This window comes from Azospirillum sp. UENF 112521 (genome assembly GCF_058780665.1).
This window is the reverse complement of record NZ_JBSNCI010000003.1, coordinates 635,381-660,842: the sequence shown is the minus strand read 5'-3', so window position 1 is coordinate 660,842 and position 25,462 is coordinate 635,381. Positions and strand designations below refer to the sequence as shown.

Annotated in this window: 23 protein-coding genes; 15 read left to right on the top strand and 8 right to left on the bottom strand. The window is 67.9% G+C overall.

Annotated elements, in window-relative coordinates:
- Positions 1-5 precede the first annotated feature (5 nt).
- Together ocd and rocF are read right to left on the bottom strand one after the other, a co-directional pair.
- Complete coding sequence (gene ocd, locus ACWPN8_RS18735; protein WP_492241781.1) at positions 6-1,070, bottom strand: ornithine cyclodeaminase; 1,065 nt, start codon at positions 1,068-1,070, stop codon at positions 6-8.
- A 19-nt stretch (positions 1,071-1,089) separates the two neighbouring features.
- Positions 1,090-2,040, bottom strand: a complete 951-nt coding sequence (gene rocF, locus ACWPN8_RS18730; protein WP_492241780.1) for an arginase — start codon at positions 2,038-2,040, stop codon at positions 1,090-1,092.
- Between the two features lie 138 nt (positions 2,041-2,178).
- Between rocF and ACWPN8_RS18725 the strand changes: the two genes are divergently transcribed.
- From ACWPN8_RS18725 to ACWPN8_RS18700, 6 genes are all read left to right on the top strand, one after another.
- Positions 2,179-2,622 carry an Lrp/AsnC family transcriptional regulator gene (locus ACWPN8_RS18725; protein WP_098736358.1) on the top strand — a complete coding sequence of 148 codons (444 nt, stop codon included), beginning with the start codon at positions 2,179-2,181 and terminating at the stop codon, positions 2,620-2,622.
- Between the two features lie 138 nt (positions 2,623-2,760).
- Complete coding sequence (locus ACWPN8_RS18720) at positions 2,761-3,618, top strand: ABC transporter ATP-binding protein (protein ID WP_492241779.1); 858 nt, start codon at positions 2,761-2,763, stop codon at positions 3,616-3,618.
- Between the two features lie 169 nt (positions 3,619-3,787).
- Positions 3,788-4,627, top strand: coding sequence for a transporter substrate-binding domain-containing protein (locus ACWPN8_RS18715; RefSeq protein ID WP_492241778.1), 840 nt, complete (start codon positions 3,788-3,790; stop codon positions 4,625-4,627).
- A gap of 5 nt (positions 4,628-4,632) precedes the next feature.
- Positions 4,633-5,337 (top strand): ABC transporter permease, encoded by a 705-nt coding sequence (locus ACWPN8_RS18710; RefSeq protein ID WP_492241777.1) that lies wholly within the window; start codon positions 4,633-4,635, stop codon positions 5,335-5,337.
- A gap of 2 nt (positions 5,338-5,339) precedes the next feature.
- The gene (locus ACWPN8_RS18705; RefSeq protein ID WP_492241776.1) at positions 5,340-6,029 is read left to right on the top strand and encodes an ABC transporter permease; all 690 of its coding nucleotides are present in this window, start codon (positions 5,340-5,342) and stop codon (positions 6,027-6,029) included.
- Between the two features lie 57 nt (positions 6,030-6,086).
- Complete coding sequence (locus tag ACWPN8_RS18700; RefSeq protein WP_492241775.1) at positions 6,087-6,869, top strand: alpha/beta fold hydrolase; 783 nt, start codon at positions 6,087-6,089, stop codon at positions 6,867-6,869.
- On the opposite strand, the gene ACWPN8_RS18695 is transcribed toward ACWPN8_RS18700, so the two are convergent.
- From ACWPN8_RS18695 to ACWPN8_RS18680, 4 genes are all read right to left on the bottom strand, one after another.
- Entirely contained in the window at positions 6,856-8,598 is a 1,743-nt protein-coding gene (locus tag ACWPN8_RS18695; RefSeq protein ID WP_492241774.1) for an ATP-binding protein, read from the bottom strand. The genes ACWPN8_RS18700 and ACWPN8_RS18695 overlap by 14 nt on opposite strands.
- 19 nt (positions 8,599-8,617) lie before the next feature.
- A complete protein-coding gene (locus ACWPN8_RS18690) occupies positions 8,618-9,148 on the bottom strand; it encodes a YfiR family protein (RefSeq protein WP_109447975.1) in 531 nt (176 codons plus the stop codon).
- A 2-nt stretch (positions 9,149-9,150) separates the two neighbouring features.
- Positions 9,151-11,094, bottom strand: a complete 1,944-nt coding sequence (locus ACWPN8_RS18685; protein WP_492241773.1) for a TOL_0244 family TonB-dependent receptor — start codon at positions 11,092-11,094, stop codon at positions 9,151-9,153.
- A gap of 89 nt (positions 11,095-11,183) precedes the next feature.
- Positions 11,184-11,501, bottom strand: a complete 318-nt coding sequence (locus ACWPN8_RS18680; protein WP_109447979.1) for a DUF1289 domain-containing protein — start codon at positions 11,499-11,501, stop codon at positions 11,184-11,186.
- 359 nt (positions 11,502-11,860) lie between these two features.
- On the opposite strand from ACWPN8_RS18680, the gene ccoG reads away from it, so the two are divergent.
- Entirely contained in the window at positions 11,861-13,342 is a 1,482-nt protein-coding gene (gene ccoG / locus ACWPN8_RS18675) for a cytochrome c oxidase accessory protein CcoG (RefSeq protein WP_492241772.1), read from the top strand.
- 131 nt (positions 13,343-13,473) lie between these two features.
- The gene (locus tag ACWPN8_RS18670; RefSeq protein WP_492241771.1) at positions 13,474-14,970 is read left to right on the top strand and encodes an aminotransferase-like domain-containing protein; all 1,497 of its coding nucleotides are present in this window, start codon (positions 13,474-13,476) and stop codon (positions 14,968-14,970) included.
- A gap of 4 nt (positions 14,971-14,974) precedes the next feature.
- Here ACWPN8_RS18670 and ACWPN8_RS18665 read toward each other — a convergent pair whose 3' ends face one another.
- Positions 14,975-16,180: an ROK family transcriptional regulator gene (locus tag ACWPN8_RS18665; RefSeq protein WP_492241770.1), complete on the bottom strand. Its 1,206-nt coding sequence runs from the start codon at positions 16,178-16,180 to the stop codon at positions 14,975-14,977.
- A gap of 450 nt (positions 16,181-16,630) precedes the next feature.
- On the opposite strand from ACWPN8_RS18665, the gene ACWPN8_RS18660 reads away from it, so the two are divergent.
- The 7 genes from ACWPN8_RS18660 to ACWPN8_RS18630 all read left to right on the top strand — a co-directional run bounded on the left by ACWPN8_RS18660 (position 16,631) and on the right by ACWPN8_RS18630 (position 24,152).
- The gene (locus tag ACWPN8_RS18660) at positions 16,631-17,941 is read left to right on the top strand and encodes an ABC transporter substrate-binding protein (RefSeq protein WP_109447985.1); all 1,311 of its coding nucleotides are present in this window, start codon (positions 16,631-16,633) and stop codon (positions 17,939-17,941) included.
- A gap of 128 nt (positions 17,942-18,069) precedes the next feature.
- Positions 18,070-18,942 (top strand): carbohydrate ABC transporter permease, encoded by an 873-nt coding sequence (locus ACWPN8_RS18655; protein WP_109447987.1) that lies wholly within the window; start codon positions 18,070-18,072, stop codon positions 18,940-18,942.
- Between the two features lie 2 nt (positions 18,943-18,944).
- Positions 18,945-19,775 (top strand): carbohydrate ABC transporter permease, encoded by an 831-nt coding sequence (locus ACWPN8_RS18650; RefSeq protein ID WP_492241769.1) that lies wholly within the window; start codon positions 18,945-18,947, stop codon positions 19,773-19,775.
- Positions 19,776-19,882: 107 nt separating this feature from the next.
- On the top strand, positions 19,883-20,818 hold the full coding sequence (locus ACWPN8_RS18645) for an ABC transporter ATP-binding protein (RefSeq protein WP_492241768.1): 936 nt from the start codon (positions 19,883-19,885) through the stop codon (positions 20,816-20,818).
- A gap of 14 nt (positions 20,819-20,832) precedes the next feature.
- Entirely contained in the window at positions 20,833-21,606 is a 774-nt protein-coding gene (locus ACWPN8_RS18640) for an L-iditol 2-dehydrogenase (RefSeq protein WP_492241767.1), read from the top strand.
- An 81-nt stretch (positions 21,607-21,687) separates the two neighbouring features.
- Positions 21,688-23,163, top strand: coding sequence for a mannitol dehydrogenase family protein (locus ACWPN8_RS18635; RefSeq protein WP_492241766.1), 1,476 nt, complete (start codon positions 21,688-21,690; stop codon positions 23,161-23,163).
- 14 nt (positions 23,164-23,177) lie between these two features.
- A complete protein-coding gene (locus ACWPN8_RS18630; RefSeq protein WP_492241765.1) occupies positions 23,178-24,152 on the top strand; it encodes a PfkB family carbohydrate kinase in 975 nt (324 codons plus the stop codon).
- Between the two features lie 111 nt (positions 24,153-24,263).
- On the opposite strand, the gene rpoH is transcribed toward ACWPN8_RS18630, so the two are convergent.
- A complete protein-coding gene (gene rpoH / locus ACWPN8_RS18625; RefSeq protein ID WP_109447995.1) occupies positions 24,264-25,229 on the bottom strand; it encodes an RNA polymerase sigma factor RpoH in 966 nt (321 codons plus the stop codon).
- Positions 25,230-25,462: the final 233 nt, after the last annotated feature.

Below are 25,462 nucleotides of genomic sequence, written 5' to 3'. Positions count from 1 at the left end.
CTTCCCTACGCCGCCTCGCCCACCGGGGCCGGCTTCGCCGCGCGCAGGATCATGCCGAACAGGTCGCGCGGCTCGTCGGGATCGGCCAGCATATCCAGATTCTCGTAGAATCCGGTCCCTGCCACCTTGTCGCGGACATAGCGCAGGGCGGAAAAGTCCTCCGTCGCGAAGCCCACCGAATCGAACAGGGTGATCTGCCGCGCGTCGCGCCGCCCCACCGCCTGACCGGTCATCACCGTCCACAGCTCCGTCACCGGATGGTCGGGGGCAAGCTGCTGGATTTCGCCCTCGATCCGCGTCTGCGGCGGATATTCGACGAAGATGTCCGAGCGCAGCAGGATGTCGCGGTGCAGCTCCGTCTTGCCAGGGCAGTCGCCGCCGACCGCGTTGATGTGCACCCCGGCCCCGACCATGTTGTCGGTCAGGATGGTGGCATACTGCTTGTCGGCGGTGACGGTGGTGATGATCTGCGCGCCCTCCACCGCCTCCTCGGTCGACGTGCAGGCGGTGATCTCGAAGCCCTGGTCGCGCAGGTTGCGCACGCATTTCTGCGTCGCGACGGGATCGATGTCATAGAGCCGCAGTTTCCGGATCCCCAGCAGCGCCTTGAAGGCCAACGCCTGGAACTCCGCCTGCGCCCCGTTGCCGATGATCGCCATACAGTTGGCATCCTTCGGCGCCAGATGCTTTGCCGCCACGGCGGAGGTCGCGGCGGTGCGCAACGCCGTCAGGATGGTCATCTCCGTCATCAGCACCGGATAGCCGTTGCCGACATCGGCCAGCACGCCGAAGGCGGTCACGGTCTGCCGCCCCTCCCGCGTGTTCTTGGGATGGCCGTTGACATACTTGAAGCCATAGGTGCGGCCATCGCTGGTCGGCATCAGTTCGATCACGCCTTCCGCGCTGTGCGAAGCCACCCGCGGCGTCTTGTCGAAGCTCTCCCAGCGGCGGAAATCCTCCTCCACATAGGCCGACAGCTCGGTCAGGAAGCGCTCCACGCCGATGTGCAGCACCAGCTTCATCATGTGGTCGACGCTGACGAAGGGAACGAGGTTCAGGTTCGGGATCATGGTCAAACGCTCCATTCGCTCAGAAGCTGCGGGTGGGGTAGTCGAGAACGCGGCGCCCCATCAGGCTCGCCAGCAGCTCCACCATCAGGGTCGCGGTGCGACCGCGCTCGTCCAGGAAGGGGTTCAGCTCGACCAGATCGACGCTGCTGACCAGACCGGTGTCGTGCAGCATCTCCATGATCAGGTGCGCCTCGCGGAAGGTGGCGCCGCCGGGAACCGTGGTGCCGACGCCGGGTGCGATGCCGGGATCGAGGAAATCGACATCCAGGCTGACATGCAGCAGCCCGTCGGCCTCAACCACCCGCTCCAGGAACGGGCGCAGCAGGGCGACGATGCCGTGCTCGTCGATCTTGCGCATGTCGTGGACGGTGATGCCCGAGGTCTCCAGCGCCCGCCGTTCGGCCGGATCGACGCTGCGGATGCCCATCATGCAGACATTGTGCGGGTCGAGCCGCGCTGGCGGCGGCGGGAAATACCCGTCGAAGCCGGCCAACCCGGTGGCGTAGGCCATCGGCACGCCATGCAGGTTGCCGCTCTCCGTCGTCTCCAGCGTGTGGAAATCCGGGTGCGCGTCCAGCCACAGCACGAACAGCGGGCGTCGCATCTCGGCGGCGCGCTGCGCCAGCCCGGTCAGGGTGCCAGCGGCAAGGCTGTGGTCGCCGCCCAGGAAGATCGGCATGGCGTCCTGCCCGGCGCTCGCCTCGTACGCAACCTGGGTCAGCGCCGCGGTCCAGCCGGCCACTTCCGGCAGGAATTTCAGCGCGGCGTTGCCATGGGCCAGCGGCCGCTGCGGCAGCGGCGCCACGTTGCCCAGGTCGGTCACGCTGTGGCCCAGGTCCGACAGCGCCTTGGCGATGCCGGCGGTGCGGTAGGCGCTGGGTCCCATTTCGCAGCCAAGCCGGCCCGCCCCATCCTGCACCGGCACGCCGACCAGCCGGCACTGCTTCGTTTTGGTCTTGTGGTAGGACATTGTTTGGTCTCTTGCCTGTTCCTCTCACCAGCAAACCACAGGCTTCCGGCGGAACGGACAGGGCAATTTGACAATTGTCGCCAATCCGCCTACCAAACTGGACAGCCAAGCTTGCCAGAATGTCGGAGTGGCTCAACCATGACGCTCGACCAGCTCGACGAGAAGCTCATCACCCTGCTGCGCCATGACGGCCGCCGCAGCATTTCCGACCTCGCCATCGAACTCGGCGTCTCGCGGGCGACGGTGCGCTCGCGGATGGAGCGGCTGGAAAGCTCCGGCATCATCACCGGCTACACCGTGATCCTGCGCGCCGACACGGTGGAGGCGCCGGTGCGCGGCATCATGCTGATCGAGGTGGAGGGGCAGGCCACCGACCGGGTCGTCCGCACGCTCAGCGGCTTCCCCGAGATCATGGAGATCCACAGCACCAACGGGCGCTGGGACCTGATCGTCGAGCTGTCGGCCGGCAGCCTGCCGGAATTCGACGGGGTGCTGCGCCGCATTCGGCTCATCCCCGGCATCACCACCAGCGAAACCAACCTTCTGCTGAACACCCCGCGCAGCACCCGCGCCCGGCTGTAGGCCACCCGCAACTTGCCAATCCGCGCAGTCCAAGCTTCCATTCTGGCAGGTTTGGCCGAGTCTTCTGTCACTTTTTCCTCTTCCCGCTGCCGTCCGCTTCGCTGATGCTCCGCGTCACCAACGAAACCAGGACGCCGCATGGACCAGCATCGCATCGCCATCGATCCTATCGCCAGCGTCGACCGGGACGGTCCGGCACACCGCCACCCTCCCTCCAACCCCGCCGCCACGGTCGCCGTCCAGGCGGACGGCATCCACAAGCGGTTCGGATCGTTGGAGGTCTTGAAGGGCGTGTCGCTTACCGCCCGCGAAGGCGATGTCGTCACGCTGATCGGCTCCTCTGGGTCCGGCAAGAGCACGCTGTTGCGCTGCATCAACATGCTGGAAGTCCCCGATGAAGGGCGCGTCACCATCTGCGGCGAGACCATCGCCATGAAGACGGCGCGCGGGCGGACCCTGCCGGCCAATTCCCGTCAGGTCGACCGCATCCGCACCAGCCTCGGCATGGTGTTCCAGAGCTTCAACCTCTGGAGCCACATGACCATTCTGGAAAACGTGATCGAGGCACCGGTCCATGTGTTGGGTGTGCCGAAGGGCGAGGCGATCGACCTCGCACGCAGCCTGCTGGACAAGGTCGGCATCCTGGGCAAGGCCGATTGCTATCCGATCCAGCTGTCGGGCGGCCAGCAGCAGCGCGCCGCCATCGCCCGCGCCCTCGCCATGCAGCCCAAGGTGATGCTGTTCGACGAGCCGACCTCGGCGCTCGATCCCGAACTGGTCGGCGAGGTGCTGCGCGTCATCCGCCAGCTGGCGGATGAAGGCCGCACCATGATCCTGGTGACGCACGAGATGGACTTCGCCCGCGAGGTCTCGTCCAAGGTCGTCTTCCTCCACCAGGGCCGGATCGAGGAGGAAGGGGCGCCCGACAGGGTGCTGACCAGCCCCGAATCCGACCGCGGGCGCCAGTTCCTCTCCCGCCGCCTCTCCGCCGCCTGAGCGGCCTCGCATCTCCCTCCCAAGGGGGGTGCGCCACACAAGCGCAGGCTTGCCGGCTTTCGCGACGATGACGGCCGACGGACGCCTGTGCCAAAGTCCGCCGTTCCGCGGCCGGCACGGATCGCAAGAGCCGGACCCGAGCGGACAAACGAACACAGGATACCAACCAATGAAGAAGATCCTTTTGGCCCTGGTGCTGGGCGCCCTGGCCGCCGGCAGCGCCGTTCCGGCGATGGCGAAGGATGCAAAGAAGATCCGCATCGCGTCCGAAGGCGCCTTCGCGCCGTGGAACGGCATGGATTCGTCGGGCAAGCTGGTCGGCTTCGAGATCGACCTCGCCTGGGACCTGTGCAAGCGCATCGAAGCCGATTGCGAGCTGGTCGCCATGGATTGGGACGGCATGATCCCGTCGCTGCAGCAGGGCAAGATCGACGCCATCATGGCCGGCATGACCATCACCGACGAGCGCAAGAAGGTCATCGCCTTCGCCGGCCCCTACGGCACCGAGCAATCCACCTTCGCCACCCTGAAATCCTCCAAGCTGGCCGGGGCCGGCGTCGGCGCAGAGCGTGTCGACCTCGCCGACGAGGCGGCTGCCAAGCCGGCGGTCGCCAAGCTGACGGAGCTGCTGAAGGGCAAGACGGTCGGCGTCCAGACTTCCACCATCCAGGTCGATTTCCTGGAGAAGTATCTGCCGGACGTGACCGTGCGCAATTACGACAAGATCGACAACGCCGCCATCGATCTGACCGCCGGCCGCGTCGATGCGATCTTCGGCGACCGCTCGCCGGTCGAGGCGCTGATGCGCGCCGCGGGCACCGACACGATGACGCTGTTCGGACCGGCGATGACGCGCGGCGTGCTGGGCGAAGGCATGGGTGTCGGCCTGCGCAAGGCAGATGCCGAGCTTAAGGGCCGTCTCGACAAGGCCATCGCCGATGCCAACAAGGACGGCACCATCGCGACCCTGAGCCAGAAGCATTTCGGCTACGACGTTTCGGTGCGGTGACCGCAATGCTGGACCTCATCACCTCCGGGCTGCACGGCTGGGGGCCGCAGCTCCTGTCCGGGACGGCGATGACCATCGCGGTCGCGCTGTCGTCTTTCCTGCTGGGTCTCGCCTTCGGGGCCGCCGGCGCCGCCGCCAAGCTCAGCGACAGCCTGGTGTTGAGGGGTCTGGCGGAGCTTTACACCACCGCCGTGCGCGGCGTGCCCGAACTGCTGGTGATCTACCTGCTGTTCTTCGGCGGTTCGGGCATGATCATGGCGGTGGCCGGAATCTTCGGCTATGGTGGCCTCATCGAGCTGAACGCCTTTTCCATCGGCGTCGCCGCCGTCGGCCTGATCTCCGGCGCCTATTCGACCGAGGTCATCCGCGGCGCCGTCAAATCGGTGCCCTACGGCCAGATCGAGGCGGCGCGGGCTTGCGGCATGGGGCGCTGGCGCATCCTGCGACGGGTTCTGGTGCCGCAGACCCTGCGCTTCGCCCTGCCCGGCCTGGGCAATGTCTGGCAGCTGACGCTGAAGGACACCGCCCTCATCTCCGTCACCGCCCTGGCCGAGATCATGCGCGTCGCCCACACCGCCGCCGGCTCCACCCGGCAATCCTTCCTGTTCTACAGCGTCGCCGCGCTGCTGTACCTTGCGCTGACCACCGTCTCGACGACGGCGTTCCAGCAGGCCGAGCGCTATGCCAGCCGCGGCGTGCGGAGGGCCTGACGATGAACTGGACCTTGATGTGGGACAGCCTGCCGCGCCTTCTGGCGGCCCTGCCCCTGACCTTGCAGCTGGTGGCGATGGCGCTCGCCTTCGGGGCCGTTCTGGCATTCGCCACCGCGCTCCTGCGCCTGTCCGGCAACCGGGTGGCGGTGGCGCTGACCTCGGCCTACACCTTCATTTTCCGCGGCACGCCGCTGCTGGTGCAGATCTTCCTGATCTATTACGGCCTCAGCCAGATCGACCTCATCCGCGACAGTTTCCTCTGGCCCGTCCTCAGCCAGCCGATGTGGTGCGCCATCCTGGCGCTGGCGCTCAACACCGGGGCCTACACCAGTGAAATCTTGCGCGGCGCCATCGAGACGGTGCCGCAGGGGCAGGTGGAAGCGGCACGAGCCTGCGGCATGTCGCGGGTGCGGCTGTTCCGCCGCATCGTCCTGCCGGTGGCGATCCGCCAGATGTTGCCGGCCTATGGCAACGAGGTGATTTTGATGGTGAAGGCCAGCTCGCTCGCCAGCACCATCACCATGATGGAGATCACCGGCGTCGCGCGGCGGATGATCGCCCAGACCTTCGCGGTCTTCGAGATCTTCATCGTGGCCGGCATCCTCTACCTGCTGATCAACTTCGTCGCCACCCGCCTGATCAAGCACGCGGAATGGCGCATGACACCCTATCTGCGGGCACGGGCCTGACGCGTGCCATTCATGCTATCCTGCCGTCCGATCCCACTGCGCCAGCAACCGGACACCATGACCAGCGCCGTCGACGAGCAGGACCGCCTGATACCCACAGACCTTGGCCGCCTCTACGTGAAGGGCTGGACGCCCGCCGTGGCCGGCGGGCTGCCGCCGATCCTGCTGTTCCACGATTCGCTCGGCTGCGTCGATCTCTGGCGCAGCTTCCCGCCCCGCCTTGCCGCCGCGACCGCAAGGCGGGTGATCGCCTATGACCGTCTCGGCTTCGGCCGCTCCGATCCCCATCCCGGCACCCTGCCCCGCGATTTCGTCGCCGCGGAGGCGCGGGACACCGTTCCCCTCCTGCTCGACCGTTTCGGCATCGGCGATTTCGTCGTCTGCGGCCACAGCGTCGGCGGCGGCATGGCGGTGGAGACGGCGGCGCGCTTCCCCTCCCGCTGCCGCGCCCTGGTGACCATCGCAGCCCAGGCCTTCGTCGAGGAGCGCACGCTGGACGGCATCCGCGAGGCGAAGCAGGGCTTCCAGGACCCGGCCCAGCTGGCCCGGCTGACGAGATACCAGGGCGACAAGGCGCGCTGGACGGTCGATGCCTGGACCGAAAGCTGGCTGTCCCCCGCCTTCGCCGACTGGACCCTGGACGCCGCCCTGGCCAAGGTCCGCTGCCCGGTTCTGGCCCTGCATGGCGACCGCGACGAATACGGATCGGCCGAACATCCGGCCCGCATCGCCGCGGATCGCGGAACCGTCCGCCTGCTGCGCGACACCGGCCACGTCCCGCACCGCGAATGCGAAGAGGAGGTGGTCGAGGCGATCCGGTCCTTCCTCAGCGAACCCTGACGCCCGCTCCCAGCGCTGACTCCAGCAGCTCCGCAAGCTCCCCGACCCGGTAGGGTTTCGGCAGCACCCGTACCCCTTCGGTCCGGGCGATGTCCTCGCTGTAGCCGGTGGTCAGCACCACCGGCAGGCCGGGGCGCAGGCGCCGGGCGGTGTGGGCCAGATCGATGCCGTTCATCGCCCCCGGCATCACCACGTCGCTGAACAGGATGTCGATCAGCAGGGCCCGGTCGCTCAACAGCACCAGCGCCTCCTCGGCATTGCCGGCGCGCAGAACGGCATAGCCCATCTCGTCGAGTGCCGCCGCCACCATGCTGCCGACGATGGGGTCGTCCTCCACCAGCAGCAGGCGCCGGCCGGCCCCGCGCGCGGTGTCCAGCGACCGCTCCTTCGCGGGTGCCGCCACCGGCTTGACCGTCCGCGGCAGGAACAGCGAGACGGCAGTGCCCTGGCCGGGCGCGCTGTCGATCTCCACCCGGCCCGACGACTGGCGGGTGAAGCCATACACCTGCGCCAGCCCGAGCCCGGAGCCCTTGCCGACCTCCTTGGTGGTGAAGAAGGGTTCGAAGACACGGGCCTTCACCTCCGCCTCCATCCCGGTGCCGGTATCGCTGACCGTCACCTGCACCAGGTCGCCGCCGGCTCCGTCGGCTGGCCGGTTGCGGGCGGTGACACGCAGCCGCCCGCCTTCGGGCATGGCATCGCGCGCATTGACGGCGAGATTCAGGATTGCCAGCTCGAACTGGGTCGGATCGACCTCCACCGGCCAAAGCCCCGGCTCCACCTGCGTCTCCAGCGTGATGTCGGCGCGGATGGCGCGGGTCAGCAGGTCGGCCATGCCCAGCAGCCGGTCGCGGACATCCATCGGCTCCGGCCGCAGGGTCTGGCGACGGGCGAAGGCCATCAGCTGCTGCACCAGCTTGGCGCCGCGGTCGATGGCCTGCTGGCCGGTTTCCAGCAGCGGCTGGATCGATGGCTCCTTCGCCCGCCGCCCGACCAGCTGGAGGCAGCTGGACAGCGCCTGGAGCAGGTTGTTGAAGTCATGGGCGATGCCGCCGGTCAGCTGGCCCATCGCCTCCATCTTCTGGCTCTGGCGCAGGGCGGCCTCAACCCTCTCGCGCTCGGCGATTTCGGCGTTCAGCGCCCTGTTGGCGGCGGACAGGTCGCGCGCCCGTTCCGCCAGGTCATGGTTCGCCCGCGTCAGCGCCGCCTGGGCCGCACCCAGCACCAGCACGATCAACAGGGTCATCGCCAGCAGCAGTGCCATGCCGACATAGCGTTCGGCCCGACGGGCGAAGGGCTCCAGTTCCGTGCGCAGGGACACGCTGCCGATGCGGTGCCCGTCCTGCATCACCGGCACGTTGACCGTCAGGGTGTCGTCGTCGAAATGATGGCCCGGCGGTTCGGCCATCGGGGGCACCGGCTTCATTCCAGGCGCGGTGTAGGCGGCGAACAGGGTGCCGCCGGCGTCATAGATACCGGCGGCCTCGAACTCGGGGCTGGCCGACAAGGCCGTCAGATACTCACCGGCGGTCGGCCTGTCGTTGAAGCTCAGCGCCGCGGTGGTGGTGATGGCCAGGATGCGGGTCTGCACCTCGACGTCGCCGACCTTCTCTTCGCGATAGGCGGTTTCGCTGGCGACCGCCATGAGACCGCCGGCGATCAGCAGCACGGCCATGGCCAGCAGAGTCAGACGCGGCGTGTGCCGCCAGAATCCGGCCAGATCGGTCACGTTCCGCTCTCCTGCTTCCTCATGGCCGCACCGAAAGGCTCATCAGCTTGGAACTGATCGCCAGCCGGTTGCCCTGGGCCGCCGCCGCGTCGATGGCGAAACGGACCCGGTCCTCCTGCAGCACGAAGGTGATAACCGCCCCGGCGGCCGATCCGCCCGGCGCATCGGCATCGCTGACCGTCAGAACAGGCTCGCCGCGCAGCCGGTCCATCGCCAGTGTCCCATACAGCAGATGGCAGCCCGACCCTTTTTCGAACTGCGGCCGGCGCATCAGTTGGATCGGCCGTCCGCCGGCGCTCTGTCCGGCGACAGCCCGGTCCAGCAAGTCGCCGAACGGGTCCGGCCCTTCCACGCAGAGGCGGAACGGGCTGTCCGCCGTGGCGAAGGCGCCCGGCGGCCAGGCGACGAAGGCGATGAATTTGTAGAGGAAGGTCGCCTTCACCGCCGCCTCCAGCGGCTCTGCCGATGCGATCGACACCGGCGCGCCTGCAAGCACCATCACCAGGCTCAGCGCCAGCGGACTGCACCAGCGGAGGGTCCGTTCCTCCATGCTCAAAACCCCGCCCGCATGCGCGCATAGACGCTCCGCCCGATGGCGCGCGGCGTGGTGCTGGACGGGTCGTAGGCCTCCAGATGCCGGGCATGCAGCAGATTCTGGCCGAACAGCGACAGCTCCAGCGACGGGGTGACGTGCCAGCCCAGATGCAGGTCGGCCTCGGTATAGGCCGGGACGTTCGACACCGCGACCCGTCCGACCCGGCGCAGGGTGGCGTCGAACTCCACCTCCGGCGTCAGGTTCATCTGCGACCGCAATTGAAGCTGATAGGCCGGATCCTGGCCGGCGGCCTGGAAGTTGGACAGGTCGCTCGCCCCCGGCTTCAGCCGCAGGTTCTTGTGCAGCCAGTTGGCCCCGGCATGCAGGGTCCACCAGCTGGTCAGGCCATAGCTGCCCCAGCCTTCGATGCCGTAGGTGTTTCCCTCCATATCGTTGCGCAGCATGATCGGCAGGCCGCCGTCAGTCAGGCTGGTGGTGCGCAGGTCGTCATAGACGTTGTAGAAGGCGGACAGCGCCACCCGGCTGTTCGCCACGGGCCGGCCGCGATAGCCGACCTCATAGGCCACCAGCCGCTCCGACTGGAAATCGGGCGAGGGCGCCAGGATGCCCGCCCCCGACAGCTCGCGGTCGACGCGCGACGGCGTGCGCACCGACCGGCTGACCGCCGTCCACAGCATGTGGTCGTCCGACAGCCGCCAGGCGAGCCGCAGATTGGGCAGGATGTCGAAGCCGGAATAGCTGTTGTATTCCGCCTTCATCCCGACCGTCAGCTTCAGCTTCGGCGCCAGCGTGACCTCGTCCTGGGCGAACAGGCTTCCCAGCGAGATCGTCGCGTCATCCTCCGGAAAACCGAGGGACACCCGTGAGCGGAAGGCCGACTGCCACACACGGTACTGCGCCCCCCAGACCAGCTGGTGCCGGCTGCCTAGCGCCAGATTGTGCTGGGCCTGGACATCGACGGTCTCCAACCGGTCGGTCGCAACCGCATAATCGCGGGTCTGCTGGTCGTAATAGGCCTGCAGCTGCACCGACGACCCGTCGTCCAGCCTGTGCGTCCAGCGCCCGAGCAGGTTCCCGCCATGCAGCGAGGTGTCGAGCCACTCCGTATGGTTGTGGAACAGATCGCCTTGCAGGGTGTAGGAAGCAGCACCCCCAGCCGCGACCCCATCCAGCCGGAACCCGGCCTGCGAGCCGTCGAAGGCATCGGTGGTCAAGTCGCCCGGCACCGCCGCGAAGCTGCTGCGCCGGTCGAAGCCGGTCAGATAGCCGCGCAACGCCAGTCCGCCATCCGCGGCCTTGACGCCGTAGCGCAGGGTGCCGTTCCGCTCGCCGGAGCCGGCGCCGATCTCGGCGAAACCGCCCTGGCTGTCCGCGGCGGGCCGGGTGATGACGTTGACGACGCCGTTGACCGCGTTGGCGCCCCACAGCGTGCCGCCGGGACCGCTGACCACCTCGATCCGCTCGATCTCCGACAGCGGGACGTTGATCGCTTCCCAGAAGACGGTGGAGGCGACCGGCGAATAGACGCTGCGGCCGTCGACCATCACCTGAAGCTTGTTGGCGGCTTCCGGCGAGTTGAAACCGCGCGCGCTGACGCTGTAGCCGGCGGTGTTCAGCCGGGCGACCTCCAGATTAGGGGCCAGCCGCAGCGCTTCGGGCAGGCTGGTGGCGCCGGAGCGCCGGATGTCCTCCGCCGTGATGACATAGACCGCCGCCGCCGCGTCGCTCAACCGCTCCGGACGCTTGGAAATGGAGGTGACCTTGATCGTCCCCAGTTCCTCGAGCGACAGGGTCGACGAATCCTCGACCGTCTGGGCCGGTGCCGCATGCGGGGCCAGGGCCAGCGACGCCGTCAGGAGGGCGCCCAGCCTGCGGGCGGGACCGCCGGTTCCCCCGGTCCTTTCGCACCGGCTTTTACGACGGAGGGCTGGCCATGGCATCGACGCTTGGGTGCTCTGTTCAGTGTCTTCACGAACGAGCTTTATAGCAGTCTTGAGCGTGGCATCCCGCTAGGCGGAACGGCCGAATTCTACCTAGAGCTTTCGGGCGTCTGACCAGGGCGGTCGACCAGCTGGCCGCGCTCCTCCCGCAACAGGGCGAGTTTCGCCTCCAGCTTGCCGATCTTCCTGTCGAGCTTGCGCAGCCGCTTGCGCGGCACCTTTTCCTCGGCCGGTCCGGCTTCGATGCCCCGCCGGGAGTTGGCCGCGATCCTGGCATTGATCGCCGCCTTGGCCGCGTTGCCCAGCCGCTTCCACCCCTTCACCTCCGCCTTGGTGCGATGGCAGCCCAGGCAGTTGCCGTCGCCGCCGAAGCGGCAGAGGCCGATGCACGGGTTTCCGCTGTCCATTTTCGCTGTCCTGTCGTTCTGCTTTCCGCTCAAGAGGGCCTGCCACATGGTCGTCTCCGGTCGACGACAATGTGCGGTGTTATTTCCATCCGGCAATGGCGGCCGGTGGAAAGCTGGCATGCCGGGACTCCGGATGCGCTTCGTGCAAGTCGCCAGAATGTATGGATACCTCGGAAAGAAATCCATACAAAGATGCGACACACCGCCGCACAACGGCTTCAAGGGCCTAGTCCGCCCTACAATCGCCTTGCCGTATCCGTACAAGTGATCCATACAAACACCATCGCCGGATGGCCGCTTCTCCATACGCCTTAGAGCATGGACGGGCGCCCGGACGGCTTCTTCGTGCCAGGTGATCCATGCCCAGCGATGCGCCCATCATCACCCGCCGCCCCGACCATGCGGCGGACACTCCGGACCCGCCGTCTGCCTATGCCTCCCACCGCAAGATCCATCCCAAGGCGGTGCGCGGGCGATACCGGCGGCTGAAGACATGGCTGGGCGTGGTCCTGCTGGCGCTGTTCGCCATCCTGCCCTGGCTGCGCTGGGACCGCGGGCCGGGGTTGCCCGATCAGGCGGTGCTGTTCGATCTGGGCAGCCAGCGCTTCTACATCTTCGCCCTGCAGCTTTGGCCGCAGCATGTCTATTACATCACCGGCGTGATGATCATCGCATCCATCGGCCTGTTCCTGGCGACGGCGCTGGGCGGCCGGGTCTGGTGCGGCTTCACCTGCCCGCAGACGGTGTGGACCGACCTGTTCGTCTGGGTCGAACGGCGGGTGGAAGGCGACCGCGGCGACCGAATCCGGCTGGACAAGCACCCCTGGACCGCCGGCTGGCTGGCGAAGAAGACGGTCAAGCATGCGGGCTGGCTGGCGATCTCGCTGGTTACCGGCTTCCTCGGCATCGCCTACCTGACCGACGCGCCATCCCTGGCGGCCGATCTGCTGCGCTTCGACGCCTCGGCGCTCGCCGCCGGCTCCGTCCTGTTCATCGCCGCCTGCACCTATGCCATGGCCGGCTTCATGCGTGAACAGATGTGCTTCTACGTCTGCCCCTGGCCGCGCATCCAGGCCGCCATGCTGGACGAGGAAAGCCAGGTCGTCACCTATCAGGACTGGCGCGGCGAAGGCCGGGCGCCACTGCGCAAGAGCGAGGGCTGGGACACCCGCACCCACAAGGGGTTCGGCGACTGCATCGACTGCGGCCAATGCGTCCATGTCTGCCCGACCGGCATCGACATCCGCGACGGCATCCAGATGGAATGCATCGGCTGCGGCCTGTGCGTCGATGCCTGCAACGACGTGATGGCGCGCATCGGCCGGCCCGGCGACCTGATCCGATTCGACACCCTGACGGCACAGGCGGCGAAGGCGGCCGGCACCCCGCCGGCCCGCTACCGGCTGATCCGGCCGCGCACCATCGTCTACGGCCTGATGCTGGTCGTGGTCGGCGGGGTGATGGCGATTGCGCTGGCGATGAAGTCCAGCAACGATGTCTCCGTCCTGCGCGACCGGGCGCCGCTGTTCGTCACGCTCAGCGACGGCCGCATCCAGAACGCCTACACCATCAAGATCGCCAACATGTCGCTGACGGATCGCCACTACCGCCTCAGCCTGTCCGGCCTTCCGCAGGCGCGCCTCAGCCTGTCCGGCGACGGCAGCGAGACCGGCGAGCTGTCGCTGTCGGCCCGCGCCAACGCGGTGGAAACCTATCGCATCCAGGTCCGCGTGCCGCACTCCGCCCTGCCGGACTCCTCGACCCCGGTGACCGTCGTCCTGACGCCCGACAGCGGCGCCGGCCAGCCGGCCCGGCACGACAGCGTCTTCCTGGCACCATGATCCTCCCCCCGGAGGACTTCCCCTCTCCCGTCGGGGAGAGGGGCATTGGACGCTTGCAGCACCATGATCGGAGCGCGCATATGATGCCGACGGTGCCGCCGCAATCAGGCAAGGGAACGGCCAGGACATCCATGCAATCCGACACCCCGGAACACACCGGCCCGGCCGATCCGTCGGACACCGCCGTCTGGCAGCCCGACCTGACCAACCGCGCCAAGCCGGTCTATCTCGCCATCGCCGATGCCCTGGCCGACGACATCGCCGCCGGCCGGCTGGCGGCCGGGCAGCGGCTGCCGCCGCAGCGCCTGCTCGCCGACCGGCTGGGCGTGGATCTGACCACGGTCAGCCGCGCCTACAGCGAGGCCCGGCGCCGCGGCCTGCTCGACGCCCGCGTCGGCCAGGGCACCTTCGTCAGCGCGCAGGAGGTTGCGCCGGACCGCCCTCTTCCCGAAACCGCCCGGCCCCGGCGCGAGGCCGCCGCGCCGCCCGCGGTCATCGACATGACCATGAACCAGCCTCCGCTGCCCGACGCGCCGGAGCTGCTGGACCGGGTGCGCCGCAGCCTGTCGCAGGCGATGCTGCGGCTCGACCCGCAAACGCTGCTGCGCTACCCGGAAGCCGGCGCCGGCTTCCGCGCTGTGGAAGAGGATTGTGCCGCCGGAGCCCGCTGGCTCGCCAAGCGCCTGCCCGATCTGGACGCGTCCCCGCTCGGCGATCACGGCCGCATCGTCGTCTGCCCCGGTACACAGAGCGCCCTCCTGGCCCTGCTGTGCATGCTGACCAGCCCCGGCGATACCGTCTGTACGGAGGAGCTGACCTATCCCGGCTTCAAGGCCATCGCCCGGCAGCTCGGCCTGCGGGTGGTCGGGGTGGCGATGGACAAAGACGGCCTCGACCCCGACGCCCTGCGCGCCGCGGTTCAGGCTCATTCCCCAAAGGCGCTTTACTGCACCCCCACCCTGCACAACCCGACCACGGCGACCCTTCCGGCCGACCGCCGCGCCGCCATCGCGGCCATCGCCCGCCAGCACGGCTTCCCGATCGTCGAGGACGACATCTACGGCGTGCTGCCGCAGGACGCCCCGCCGCCCATCGCAGCATTGGCGCCCGACGTGACCTTCCATGTCGTCGGCCTCGCCAAGTGCGTGGCGCCCGGCCTGCGCATCACCTATGTCGCCGCCCCCGACGCCCGCCAGGCCATGCGGCTGGCCGCCGCCCAGCGCGCCACCATCCTCGGCACGCCGCCGGTCCCGGCCGCTGTCGCCACCCAATGGATCACCGACGGCACCGCCGATGCGCTGCTGACCGCCATCCGTGCCGAGGCGTCGGCCCGCCAGCGCATCGCCCGCGACCTGCTTCCTGCCGCCGCGCAGACCGCCCACCCGGAGGGGTTCCATCTGTGGCTGACCCTGCCACCGGCCTGGACCCGTGGGGAGTTCGCGTCCCATCTGCGCAGCCACGGCATCGCCGCCGCGGTCAGCGACACCTTCCTGACCGGCGGCGCGGTGCCGGAGGCGCTGCGAATCTGCCTCGGCGCGCCGGTGACCCGCGCCGACTGCCGCCGCATGCTGGAGGTGCTCGCCGACGCCCTCGACCAGAGCCCCGCCCTGGCCGGCATCGTGATCTGAACCTTCAGACCAGATCCCGCGCCATGCCCGACCGGACCAGCAGGTCGGTGTCGGGCGAGAAGCGCGCCTTCAGCGGCAGCATCGCCGCCCCCAGCACGCGGGCCATCGGACCGATGGAGCCCGCCATCACCGGTGCGGACTTCAGCCCCGACCGGTTGAAGCGCTCCACCGCCGCCGTCAGCCTCTGGGTGAAGCGGTCGCGCCAGGACGGCGGCAGGAAGCCGTCGACCACCACCTCCTGAAAATCGATGACGCTGAGCGCCGACACGACCGCGCGCGACAGCTCCGCGCACGCCGCTTCGGCCCAGGAATCGAAGATGGCGTCCGCCCGCTCGCCGCTGCCGTCGGCCAGCGCCGCCGACAGCGCCGCGGTCGGGTCGATGCCGGCGGCCTCCAGCTCGCGCTCCAGCAGGAAGATCGAGGCGGCGTGGATCAACTGCCCCGGCGGCGTGCCCGGCACGGCCGGGCGGGTCGGCATCGAGCCGATGGCCCCGGCATTGCCCTGCTCTCCGCGATAGAGCCGGCCGTCGATCACCACCCCGCCACCGATGAAGGTGCCGAGATAGATGTAGAGCGCGCTGCGGCTGGTGATGGCATGGCCGGCGATCATCTCGGCCGCGCAGGCCGCCGCGGCGTCGTTGTAGAGCGTCACCGGCAGCCCGGTTTCGCGCGCGAAGGCGCCGGCGATGTCGGCATCGCGCCAGCCGTCCAGCGCCCCCGGCGCCAGCCCAAGCTCCGCCGACCAGGCATGAATTTCGTCCGGCATGGCGACCCCCAGCCCGACCACCCGCGCGCGCGCCGCCGGCGACAGATGCGCCAGCAGCCCGGCCGCCTGGGCGATGGCGGTGGAGATCGTCGGCTCCGGCAGCGGCGCGTCGTAGCGCACCCGGCTCGCCCCCAGCTCCTCCCCCAGCAGGTTGATCAGGATGGCCTCGACGCTGCGCCGGCCGATCTTCACCCCCAGCGCATAGGCGCCGTCCGGATTTGGCGCGATCGGGGTGGACGGCTGCCCGACCTGCCCGCGCACCTTGTCCAGCTTGACCAGCAGCCCGTCCTCCAGCAGCCGGTTGACGATCACCGACGCCGCCTGACCGCTGAGACCGGTCTCGCGCGCGATTTCCGCCTTGGACAGCATGCCGGCCTGCAACAGCGCATGCATGACCAGCCGCTCGTTGTAGGCGCGCAGCCCGGTGGTATCGCCGCCCCGCATCCTTCCGCCGCCTCCCCGCCCTTGACCTCGACAACAGTCCGTATAGCAACCAATCATAACAAAATCAAAGTGATTTATTTAATCCGACTCGGACACGGTTATGGCTGTTGGATCGATCAACTTTGGAACTTCGCCACCGTAGCAAGCGACTCACCAAAGGAGCAAGGCCGGCGGCAAATCCGGCTTAATCCTTAACTCCGCACTGCCGTCGGCCCCACTGTCCGAGCCACCTCCCCGCCTGCCCCGCAGAAAGTCCGGGCCATACGCTGCCGAATATCAAAATCAATGTGATTTATCTATTGCAGCCCCGAACCGCCTGCGCCATAGTGTTGGTGTGCCCTACAAACCGAATGCCGCAATTGCATCCGGGTGTCGGGCGACCAGTCGCAAAGGGCCGGCGGGACGAAAGCCAGGGCGCGGCCGGACAGGATTTTGGGGAGGAAAACAGGAATGAAGCGTGCGCTTTCCTTGATCGGCGCGGCCGTCGCCGCGTTTCTCGGCAGCTCCGCCCAGGCGGAAACGCTGTCCATCGCCACGGTGAACAACGGCGACATGATCCGCATGCAGAAGCTGTCGGAGCATTTCACCAAGGCGCATCCCGACATCACGCTGAACTGGGTGACGCTGGAAGAGAATGTGCTGCGCCAGCGCGTCACCACCGACATCGCCGCCAAGGGCGGCCAGTACGACATCCTGACCATCGGCACCTACGAGGTTCCGATCTGGACCAAGCAGAAGTGGCTGATGCCGCTGACCAAGCTCGGCGCCAACTATGACGTCGAGGATCTGCTGCCCTCGATCCGCAGCGGCCTGACCACCGACGGCACGCTCTATGCCGCGCCCTTCTACGGCGAAAGCTCGATGGTCATGTACCGCAAGGACCTGTTCGAAAAGGCCGGCCTGACCATGCCGGAGGCGCCGACCTGGGCCTTCGTCTCCGACGCCGCGCGCAAGCTGACCGACAAGAAGGCCGAAATCTACGGCATCTGCCTGCGCGGCAAGGCCGGTTGGGGCGAGAACATGGCCTTCCTCAGCGCCATGGCGAACTCCTTCGGCGCCAGCTGGTTCGACATGAACTGGAAGCCGCAGTTCAACACCGACCCGTGGAAGCAGACGCTGACCACATATCTCGGGCTGATGAAGGACGCCGGTCCGCCGGGCGCCTCCTCCAACGGCTTCAACGAGAATCTGGCGCTGTTCCAGTCCGGCAAATGCGCGATGTGGATCGATGCCACCGTCGCCGCCTCCTTCGTCTCCAACCCGGCGCAGAGCAAGGTGGCGGACAAGGTCGGCTACGCCCTGGCCCCCGACACCGGTCTCGGCAAGCGCTCCAACTGGCTGTGGGCCTGGAACCTCGCGATCCCCGCCAGCAGCAAGAAGGGCGACGCCGCCCAGGCCTTCATCTCCTGGGCGACTTCCAAGGAGTATCTCGACCTCGTCGCCAAGGAAGAGGGCTGGGCCAACGTGCCGCCGGGCACCCGCACGTCGCTCTACGCCAATCCGGAATACCGCAAGACGGCCCCCTTCGCCGACTTGACGCTGAAGTCGATCCAGGCCGCCGATCCGCAGCACCCGACGGTCCAGCCGGTTCCCTACACCGGCGTGCAGTTCGTCGCCATTCCCGAGTTCCAGGGCATCGGCACGGCGGTCGGACAGACCTTCTCGGCGGCGCTCGCCGGCCAGACGACCGCCGACCAGGCGCTGCAGACCGCCCAGACCCTCGCCACCCGCGAGATGACCAAGGCCGGCTACATCAAGTAAGCGGTCACGCCTGACCTTCCGTTCTGTCAGATCACGGCAAAACCTCTTTCCACCGTCATCCCCGCCTTCGCCGGGATGACGGTGGCAGGAGGCCGTGCTCCACAACGCCGTTACCCAAGGGTCGAGCCATGGCCACCGCCCACTCGCGTGCCGCCGCGCGCCTGACGATGTCTCCGGCCGTCATCCTGCTGCTCGGCTGGATGCTGATCCCGCTCGTGATGACGCTCTACTTCTCCTTCCTGCGCTACAATCTGCTGATGCCGGGGACGGAGGAGTTCATCGGCACGCTGAACTACCAGTATTTCCTCACCGATCCGGCCTTCTTCGCCGCACTCGGCAACACGCTGGCTCTGGTCGGCGGGGTGCTGGTGCTGACCATCGCCGGCGGGATCGGGTTGGCCCTGCTGCTCGACCAGCCCTTTTGGGGGCGCGGCATCGTCCGCCTTCTGGTCATCGCGCCCTTCTTCGTCATGCCCACCGTCTCGGCGCTGGTGTGGAAGAACATGCTGATGAACCCGGTGAACGGCCTATTCGCCGCCATCGCCAAGGCGCTGGGCCTCCAGCCCTTCGATTTCCTGGCCGAGGCGCCGCTGTCCTCGATCATCATGATCGTGACATGGCAGTGGCTACCTTTCGCCACGCTGATCCTGCTGACCGCCCTCCAGTCGCTCGACCGTGAAAGACTGGAGGCGGCGGAGATGGACGGCGCCGGTGCGCTCGACCGCTTCATCCACATCATCCTGCCCCATCTGGCGCGTGCGATGACGGTTGTGACGCTGATCCAAACCATCTTCCTGCTGTCGGTCTTCGCCGAGATCCTGGTGACGACCAACGGCGGCCCCGGCACCGCCACCACCAACATCACCTACCTCGTCTATGCCCAGTCGCTGCTGCAGTTCGATGTCGGCGGCGGCTCCGCGGGCGGCATCGTCGCCGTCGTCCTCGCCAACATCGTCGCCGTCTTCCTGATGAGGATGATCGGCCGCAACCTGGACATCTGACCATGGCGCGCGCCGCAACCAACCGCCACAAGCTGGTCGTGACCCTGATCGCCTGGACCGTCGGGATCGTGATCTTCTTCCCCATCCTGTGGACCGTCCTGACCAGCTTCAAGACCGAGGCAGAGGCGGTGGCGACCCCGCCGACCTTCCTCGCCTTCCACTGGACGCTGGAGAACTACGCCGAGGTCCAGCAGCGCTCCGACTATTTCCTCCATTTCTGGAACTCGGTCGTCATCTCCGTCGGCTCGACACTGCTCGGCCTGCTGGTCGCCGTCCCCGCCGCTTGGTCGATGGCCTTCGTCCCCGGCAAGCGCACCCGCGACGTGCTGATGTGGATGCTGTCGACCAAGATGCTGCCGCCGGTCGGCGTGCTGATCCCGATCTATCTGCTGTTCCGCGATTTCGGGCTGCTCGACAGCCGCATCGGTCTGGTCATCGTGCTGACGCTGATCAACCTGCCGATCATCGTCTGGATGCTGTTCACCTACTTCCGTGAAATTCCGGGCGAGATCCTGGAAGCGTCGCGGATGGACGGCGCCGGCCTGCGCGACGAAATCCTGTTCGTGCTGCTGCCGATGGCGGTGCCCGGCATCGCCTCCACCCTGCTGCTGAACATCATCCTGGCATGGAACGAGGCCTTCTGGACTCTCAACCTGTCCGCCTCGCAGTCGGCGCCGCTGACCGCCTTCATTGCCAGCTACTCCAGCCCGGAAGGGTTGTTCTACGCGAAACTGTCGGCCGCCTCGACCATGGCGGTCGCGCCGATCCTGGTTCTCGGCTGGTTCAGCCAGAAGCAGCTTGTGCGCGGCCTGACCTTCGGCGCCGTGAAGTAGGGGGGAACCCGTTATGGGTCAGATCACGCTCGACCGCGTCACCAAAAGCTTCGGCGACATCGACGTCATCCCGCCGCTGGATCTCCTCCATCGGCAACGGCGAGTTCGTGGTGTTCGTCGGCCCGTCCGGCTGCGGCAAGTCCACGCTGCTGCGCCTGATCGCCGGGCTGGAGGATGTGTCGTCCGGCACCATCCGCATCGACGGCAAGGACGCCACCGCCCTGCCGCCCGCCCAGCGCGGGCTGGCGATGGTGTTCCAGTCCTACGCGCTCTATCCGCACATGACCGTGCGCAACAACATCGCCTTCCCGCTGAAAATGGCCCGGCTCGACAAGTCAGCCATCGACCGCAAGGTTGAGGCGGCGGCCAAGGTGCTGAACCTCACCAACTATCTCGACCGCCGCCCCGGCCAGCTCTCCGGCGGCCAGCGCCAGCGCGTCGCCATCGGCCGCGCCATCGTCCGCGAACCGACCGCCTTCCTGTTCGACGAGCCGCTGTCGAACCTGGATGCCGCGCTGCGCGTCAATATGCGGCTGGAAATCTCCGAGCTGCACGCCAGCCTCGGCACCACCATGATCTACGTGACCCACGATCAGGTGGAGGCCATGACCATGGCCGACAAGATCGTCGTGCTGAACGCCGGCCGGATCGAGCAGGTGGGATCTCCCATCGACCTCTACAGCCGTCCGCGCAACCGCTTCGTCGCCGGCTTCATCGGCTCTCCCCGCATGAACTTCATCGAGGGCGAGATCGCGCGCGGTGCCGGCGCCGACTGTATCGGCATCCGTCCCGAGCATCTGGCGCTGTCGACCGATTCCGGCCTGTGGTCCGGCACCGTCACCGTGTCCGAACATCTGGGATCCGACACCTTCGTCTATGTGCAGGTGGACGGCATCGGCACGATGCTGGCACGGGCCGGCGGCGAGTTCCCGGTGCATCACGGCGACCGCGTCTGGCTGACGCCTCAAACCGAAAAGCTCCACCGCTTCGACGCCCAGGGCAATGCGCTGTCTTCCGTCGCCGCCGGTGCGAAAGTGGCATGAAAGGCTTCACCACCATGAAACGTCTCGACGGCAAATCGGCCATCGTCACCGGCGCCGCCCGCGGCATCGGCCGCGCCTTCGCCGCCGCCTATGTCGCGGAGGGCGCCAACGTCGCCATCGCCGACATCAACCTCGCGGCGGCGGAGAAGGCGGCGGAGGAGATCGGCCCCGGCGCCTATGCCGTGGCGCTCGACGTGACCAGCCAATCCTCCATCGACGCCGCCATTGCGACGGTGGTGGAGCGGGCCGGCGGCATCGACATCCTGATCAACAACGCCGCGCTGTTCGACCTCGCCCCCATCGTCGAGATCACACGGGACAGCTATGACCGCCTGTTCTCGATCAACGTCGCTGGCACCCTGTTCACGCTGCAGGCGGTGGCGAAGCGGATGATCGCGCAGGGCCGCGGCGGCAAGATCATCAACATGGCATCCCAGGCCGGGCGGCGCGGCGAAGCACTGGTCGGCGTCTATTGCGCCACCAAGGCGGCGGTCATCAGCCTGACCCAGTCGGCCGGCCTCGATCTCATCAAGCACGGCATCAACGTCAACGCCATCGCTCCCGGCGTGGTCGACGGCGAGCATTGGGACGGCGTCGACGCCCTGTTCGCCAAGCATGAAGGCCTCCAGCCTGGCGAGAAGAAGCGCATGGTCGGCGAAGCCGTCCCCTTCGGCCGCATGGGCCGGGCGGAGGATCTGACCGGCATGGCGATCTTCCTGGCAAGCCGGGAGGCCGACTACATCGTCGCCCAGACCTACAACGTCGACGGCGGCAACTGGATGAGTTGAGAAAGCCTCCTTCTCCCGCCCCGAGATCCCCTCTCCCCCGGGGAGAGGGAGGATCCCCCGATCCCCCGCAGGACCCCGACCATGACCATCGCCCTTTCCGCCGCCATTCTCCCGGACATCGCCGCGCGGGCATCGGTGCCGGCTTATGACCGTTCCGCCCTGTCCGCCGGGATCCTGCATTTCGGCGTCGGCAACTTCCACCGCGCCCATCAGGCGGTCTATCTCGACAGCCTGTTCGCCCAGGGCCGCGACCATGACTGGGCAATCCTCGGCGCCGGCGTGATGCCGTCGGACCAACGCATGCGCGACGCCCTGGAACCCCAGGACTGGCTGACCACCGTCGTCGAGCAATCCGGCGCGCAGAGCCTCGCCCGCGTCACCGGCGCGATGATCGGCATGCTGCCGGTCGGCGACAGCGACGCCATCATCGCCAAGCTGGCCGATCCGGCGATCCGCATCGTCTCGCTGACGGTGACGGAGGGCGGCTACTACATCGACGCCGCCGGCAAGTTCGACTCCGGCCATCCGGCGATCCGCGCCGACATCGCCCTGCCCTCCCGGCCCACCACCGTCTTCGGGCTGATCGTCGCCGGTCTGGCCCGCCGCCGCGGCGACGGCACGGTGCCCTTCACCGTCATGTCCTGCGACAACATCCCCCACAACGGCGTCGTCACCCGCAACGCCGTGCTGGGCATCGCCAGGGAGATCGACGTCGATCTCGCCGCCTGGATCGAAAATTCCGTCGCCTTCCCCAACGGCATGGTCGACCGCATCACCCCGGCCACCGGCGAGCAGGAGCGCGAGACCCTCGACCGCGATTTCGGCATCGCCGACAACTGGCCGGTCTTCTGCGAAGACTTCACCCAGTGGGTGCTGGAGGACCGCTTCTCCGCCGGCCGTCCGGCGCTGGAGGCGGTGGGCGTGCAGTTCGTTCCCGACGTGACGCCCTTCGAGACGATGAAGATCCGCATCCTGAACGGCGGCCATGCGGTGATCGCCTATCCGGCCGGCCTGCTCGGCATCACCTACGCCCATGAGGCGATGGAAACCCCGCTGATCCGCAGCTTCCTGCAAAAGATCGAGCGGGAGGAGATCATCCCGACCGTGCCGCCGGTGCCCGGCACCGACCTGCACTCCTATTTCGGCATCATCGAGCGCCGTTTCGCCAATCCGAAGATTAAGGACACCATCCGCCGGCTCTGCCTGGACGGCTCCAACCGCCAGCCGAAATTCATCGTCCCGTCCATTGCCGACCGGCTGAAGGCCGGTGCCGGCATCGAGGGTCTGGCTCTGGAAACGGCGCTGTGGTGCCGCTACTGCTTCGGCACGACCGACGACGGCCAGCCGATCGAGCCGAACGATCCCAACTGGGACCGCCTGACCCAGGTCGCCGCCAAGGCGCGCACCGAGCCGACCGCTTGGCTCGACATGGAAGACGTCTATGGCGAGGTCGGCCGGTCGCAGCCCTTCCGCGACGCCTTCGCCGCCGCGCTGCGCGCCCTGTGGACAGATGGCACCCGCGCCGTGCTCACCCGCTATGCCGGCGGATCCAACTGAAGGACATGCCCGCCATGACCGCTTTGCCGCAGGGTGATGCCGCCACTGCCGAGGTGCTGTGCCTGGGAGAGGTGCTGATCGACTTCATGCCCACCGGCCCGGCAAAGCCGGGGGTGATCGGCGCCTTCGATCCGGCGCCGGGTGGGGCGCCGGCCAATGTCGCGGTCGGTCTGGCCCGGCTGGGGGTGCGCAGCGCCTTCATGGGCCGGACCGCGGCGGACGGCTTCGGTCGCTTCCTGGCGCGGGCGCTGACCGATGCCGGGGTCGACGTGTCCCACCTGCGCCGGGTGCCCGACGCCCGGACGCCCGTCGCCTTCGTCTCCCTCGACGAGGATGGGGAACGGGAGTTCCTGTTCTATGGCGAGCCGATGGCCGGCTTCTCTGCCGCCGACCTCGACCGCGATGCCGTCGCGGCGGCCCGCCTGCTGCATTCCGGCTCGATCGGCCTGATCGACCCGGCCGCCCGCGAGGCGAGCCTGCTGGCGGTGGAGACGGCGCACCGCCACGGCCGGCTGGTGTCCTTCGACGCCAACCTGCGCCTCGCCCTGTGGCCCGACCGCGACATGGCGGAACGCCTGATCCGCCAGGGCATCGCCACCGCCTCCATCGTCAAGCTGAGCGACGAGGAGCTGGAGTTCCTGACCGGCAGCGCCGACCCGGACACCGCCGGCCGCAGCCTGTGGCATGAGGGCCTGCGCCTGCTGGTGGTGACGCATGGCCGCAACGGCTGCACCTTCCTGACCGCCGATGCGTCCGGCCATGTGCCCGGGATGACCGTCACCGCCGTCGACACCACCGGCGCCGGCGACGCCTTCGTCGCCGCACTGCTGGCCGGCATCCTGGAAGAGGTGGGGACTGCCTTCGCCCCCGACCGGTTGCACGAAATCTGCCGGTTCGCCAACGCCGCCGGGGCGCTGACCACCACCGCTCCCGGCGCCATCCCCTCCCTGCCAGACCGCGCCGCGGTCAACCGGCTGTTGGATCGCTGAAAACGGACGAATTCTGAAGCTTCCGTTTTTGAAGCGTTCTGAAGTCCGCGCCCCGGCCTGGAGCAAAGCAAGCCCCGACCCGTCCACCGAGCCGGGGCAACTCCAGTCCGATCAGGCAACCGTCAGCAGGCGGTTCTTCTCCATCGTCAGCTGCTCCGTCTTTGCGGTGGCGATCACCGCCTTCTGGAGCTTCTCGAAGGCACGCACCTCCAGCTGGCGCACGCGCTCGCGCGAGACGTGGAAGGTCTGGCTCAATTCCTCCAGCGTCAGCGGCTCGTCGCGCAGGCGGCGGGCAATCAGGATCTTGCGCTCACGGTCGTCCAGCACGCCCAGCCCGAGCTTCAGGAACTGCTGACGCCGGCGGCGCTCCTCGGAATCGGCCAGGGTCGTCTCCTGGTCCGGACGGTCGTCGGCCAGCAGGTCCTGCCACTCGGCATCGCCATCCTCCGACAGGCCGACGTTCAGCGAGCGGTCGTTGCCCAGGCGGCGGTTCATCTCCACCACCTCGGTCTTCGACACGTTCAGTTCGGTGGCGATGCTCTCCACCGCTTCCGGCGACAGGTCGCCGCTCTCCAGCTCCTGCATCCGTGCCTTCAGGCGGCGCAGGCTGAAGAACAGCTTCTTCTGCCCGGCGGTGGTGCCGATCTTCACCAGCGACCAGTTGTGCAGGACATACTCCTGGATAGCGGCGCGCACCCACCACGAGGCATAGGTGGCGAAGCGGAATCCCTTGCCGGGATCGAACTTCTGCGCCGCCTGCATCACGCCGACATTGCCCTCCGCCACCAGATCGGCCAGCGGCAGGCCATAGCCGAGATAGCCGCGCGCCATCTTAACGACGAGCCGCAGATGGCTGCCGACCAGCATGTCGAGCGCCGTCGGATCCTGCCGGTCGTGCCAGCGGACCGCCAAGTCATGTTCTTGTTCAGGCGTCAGATACTGATACTTGCGGGCATCCTGCAGATAAAGTTGCATCGGCTCGGCGGAGCGGGGTTCGGCAGCGCGGGTTTGGGTGGTGGGTTGGGCAGTGGCTTTGGCAGTGGCTTGGGTCGTGCGGGTTTCAGCGTTTCGCTGCATGGTGTCTCTTTTTCTCCCATCCGACGGGAGCGGCGCCGCGGGCAAAGGCCCCGGCGTTGTTCGGGTCGGTCCTGTTGAAAGGTCGATTTTTGGTTCGTTGCGTTACCGGCATTCGACGCTGCCGGACGGCGTGCACCGTGCTCGGTGCTGGAACGGTCGGAGAGGGGGTCCTCTCCAGCCCCGCGGGCAGCGCCGCGACCGGGGAAGGAGGTCGCAGCAGCCGGCACACCACA

Coding starts and splice junctions, on each gene's coding strand:
- ACWPN8_RS18655 (WP_109447987.1), top strand. CDS start 18,070: ATGGCCACCGCCCACTCGCGTGCCGCCGCGCGCCTGACGATGTCTCCG.
- ACWPN8_RS18680 (WP_109447979.1), bottom strand. CDS start 11,501: ATGGACAGCGGAAACCCGTGCATCGGCCTCTGCCGCTTCGGCGGCGAC.
- ACWPN8_RS18705 (WP_492241776.1), top strand. CDS start 5,340: ATGAACTGGACCTTGATGTGGGACAGCCTGCCGCGCCTTCTGGCGGCC.
- ACWPN8_RS18710 (WP_492241777.1), top strand. CDS start 4,633: ATGCTGGACCTCATCACCTCCGGGCTGCACGGCTGGGGGCCGCAGCTC.
- ACWPN8_RS18685 (WP_492241773.1), bottom strand. CDS start 11,094: ATGCCATGGCCAGCCCTCCGTCGTAAAAGCCGGTGCGAAAGGACCGGG.
- ACWPN8_RS18720 (WP_492241779.1), top strand. CDS start 2,761: ATGGACCAGCATCGCATCGCCATCGATCCTATCGCCAGCGTCGACCGG.
- ACWPN8_RS18670 (WP_492241771.1), top strand. CDS start 13,474: ATGCAATCCGACACCCCGGAACACACCGGCCCGGCCGATCCGTCGGAC.
- rpoH (WP_109447995.1), bottom strand. CDS start 25,229: ATGCAGCGAAACGCTGAAACCCGCACGACCCAAGCCACTGCCAAAGCC.
- rocF (WP_492241780.1), bottom strand. CDS start 2,040: ATGTCCTACCACAAGACCAAAACGAAGCAGTGCCGGCTGGTCGGCGTG.
- ccoG (WP_492241772.1), top strand. CDS start 11,861: ATGCCCAGCGATGCGCCCATCATCACCCGCCGCCCCGACCATGCGGCG.
- ACWPN8_RS18630 (WP_492241765.1), top strand. CDS start 23,178: ATGACCGCTTTGCCGCAGGGTGATGCCGCCACTGCCGAGGTGCTGTGC.
- ACWPN8_RS18660 (WP_109447985.1), top strand. CDS start 16,631: ATGAAGCGTGCGCTTTCCTTGATCGGCGCGGCCGTCGCCGCGTTTCTC.
- ACWPN8_RS18650 (WP_492241769.1), top strand. CDS start 18,945: ATGGCGCGCGCCGCAACCAACCGCCACAAGCTGGTCGTGACCCTGATC.
- ACWPN8_RS18700 (WP_492241775.1), top strand. CDS start 6,087: ATGACCAGCGCCGTCGACGAGCAGGACCGCCTGATACCCACAGACCTT.
- ACWPN8_RS18635 (WP_492241766.1), top strand. CDS start 21,688: ATGACCATCGCCCTTTCCGCCGCCATTCTCCCGGACATCGCCGCGCGG.
- ocd (WP_492241781.1), bottom strand. CDS start 1,070: ATGATCCCGAACCTGAACCTCGTTCCCTTCGTCAGCGTCGACCACATG.
- ACWPN8_RS18715 (WP_492241778.1), top strand. CDS start 3,788: ATGAAGAAGATCCTTTTGGCCCTGGTGCTGGGCGCCCTGGCCGCCGGC.
- ACWPN8_RS18690 (WP_109447975.1), bottom strand. CDS start 9,148: ATGGAGGAACGGACCCTCCGCTGGTGCAGTCCGCTGGCGCTGAGCCTG.
- ACWPN8_RS18725 (WP_098736358.1), top strand. CDS start 2,179: ATGACGCTCGACCAGCTCGACGAGAAGCTCATCACCCTGCTGCGCCAT.
- ACWPN8_RS18665 (WP_492241770.1), bottom strand. CDS start 16,180: ATGCGGGGCGGCGATACCACCGGGCTGCGCGCCTACAACGAGCGGCTG.
- ACWPN8_RS18640 (WP_492241767.1), top strand. CDS start 20,833: ATGAAACGTCTCGACGGCAAATCGGCCATCGTCACCGGCGCCGCCCGC.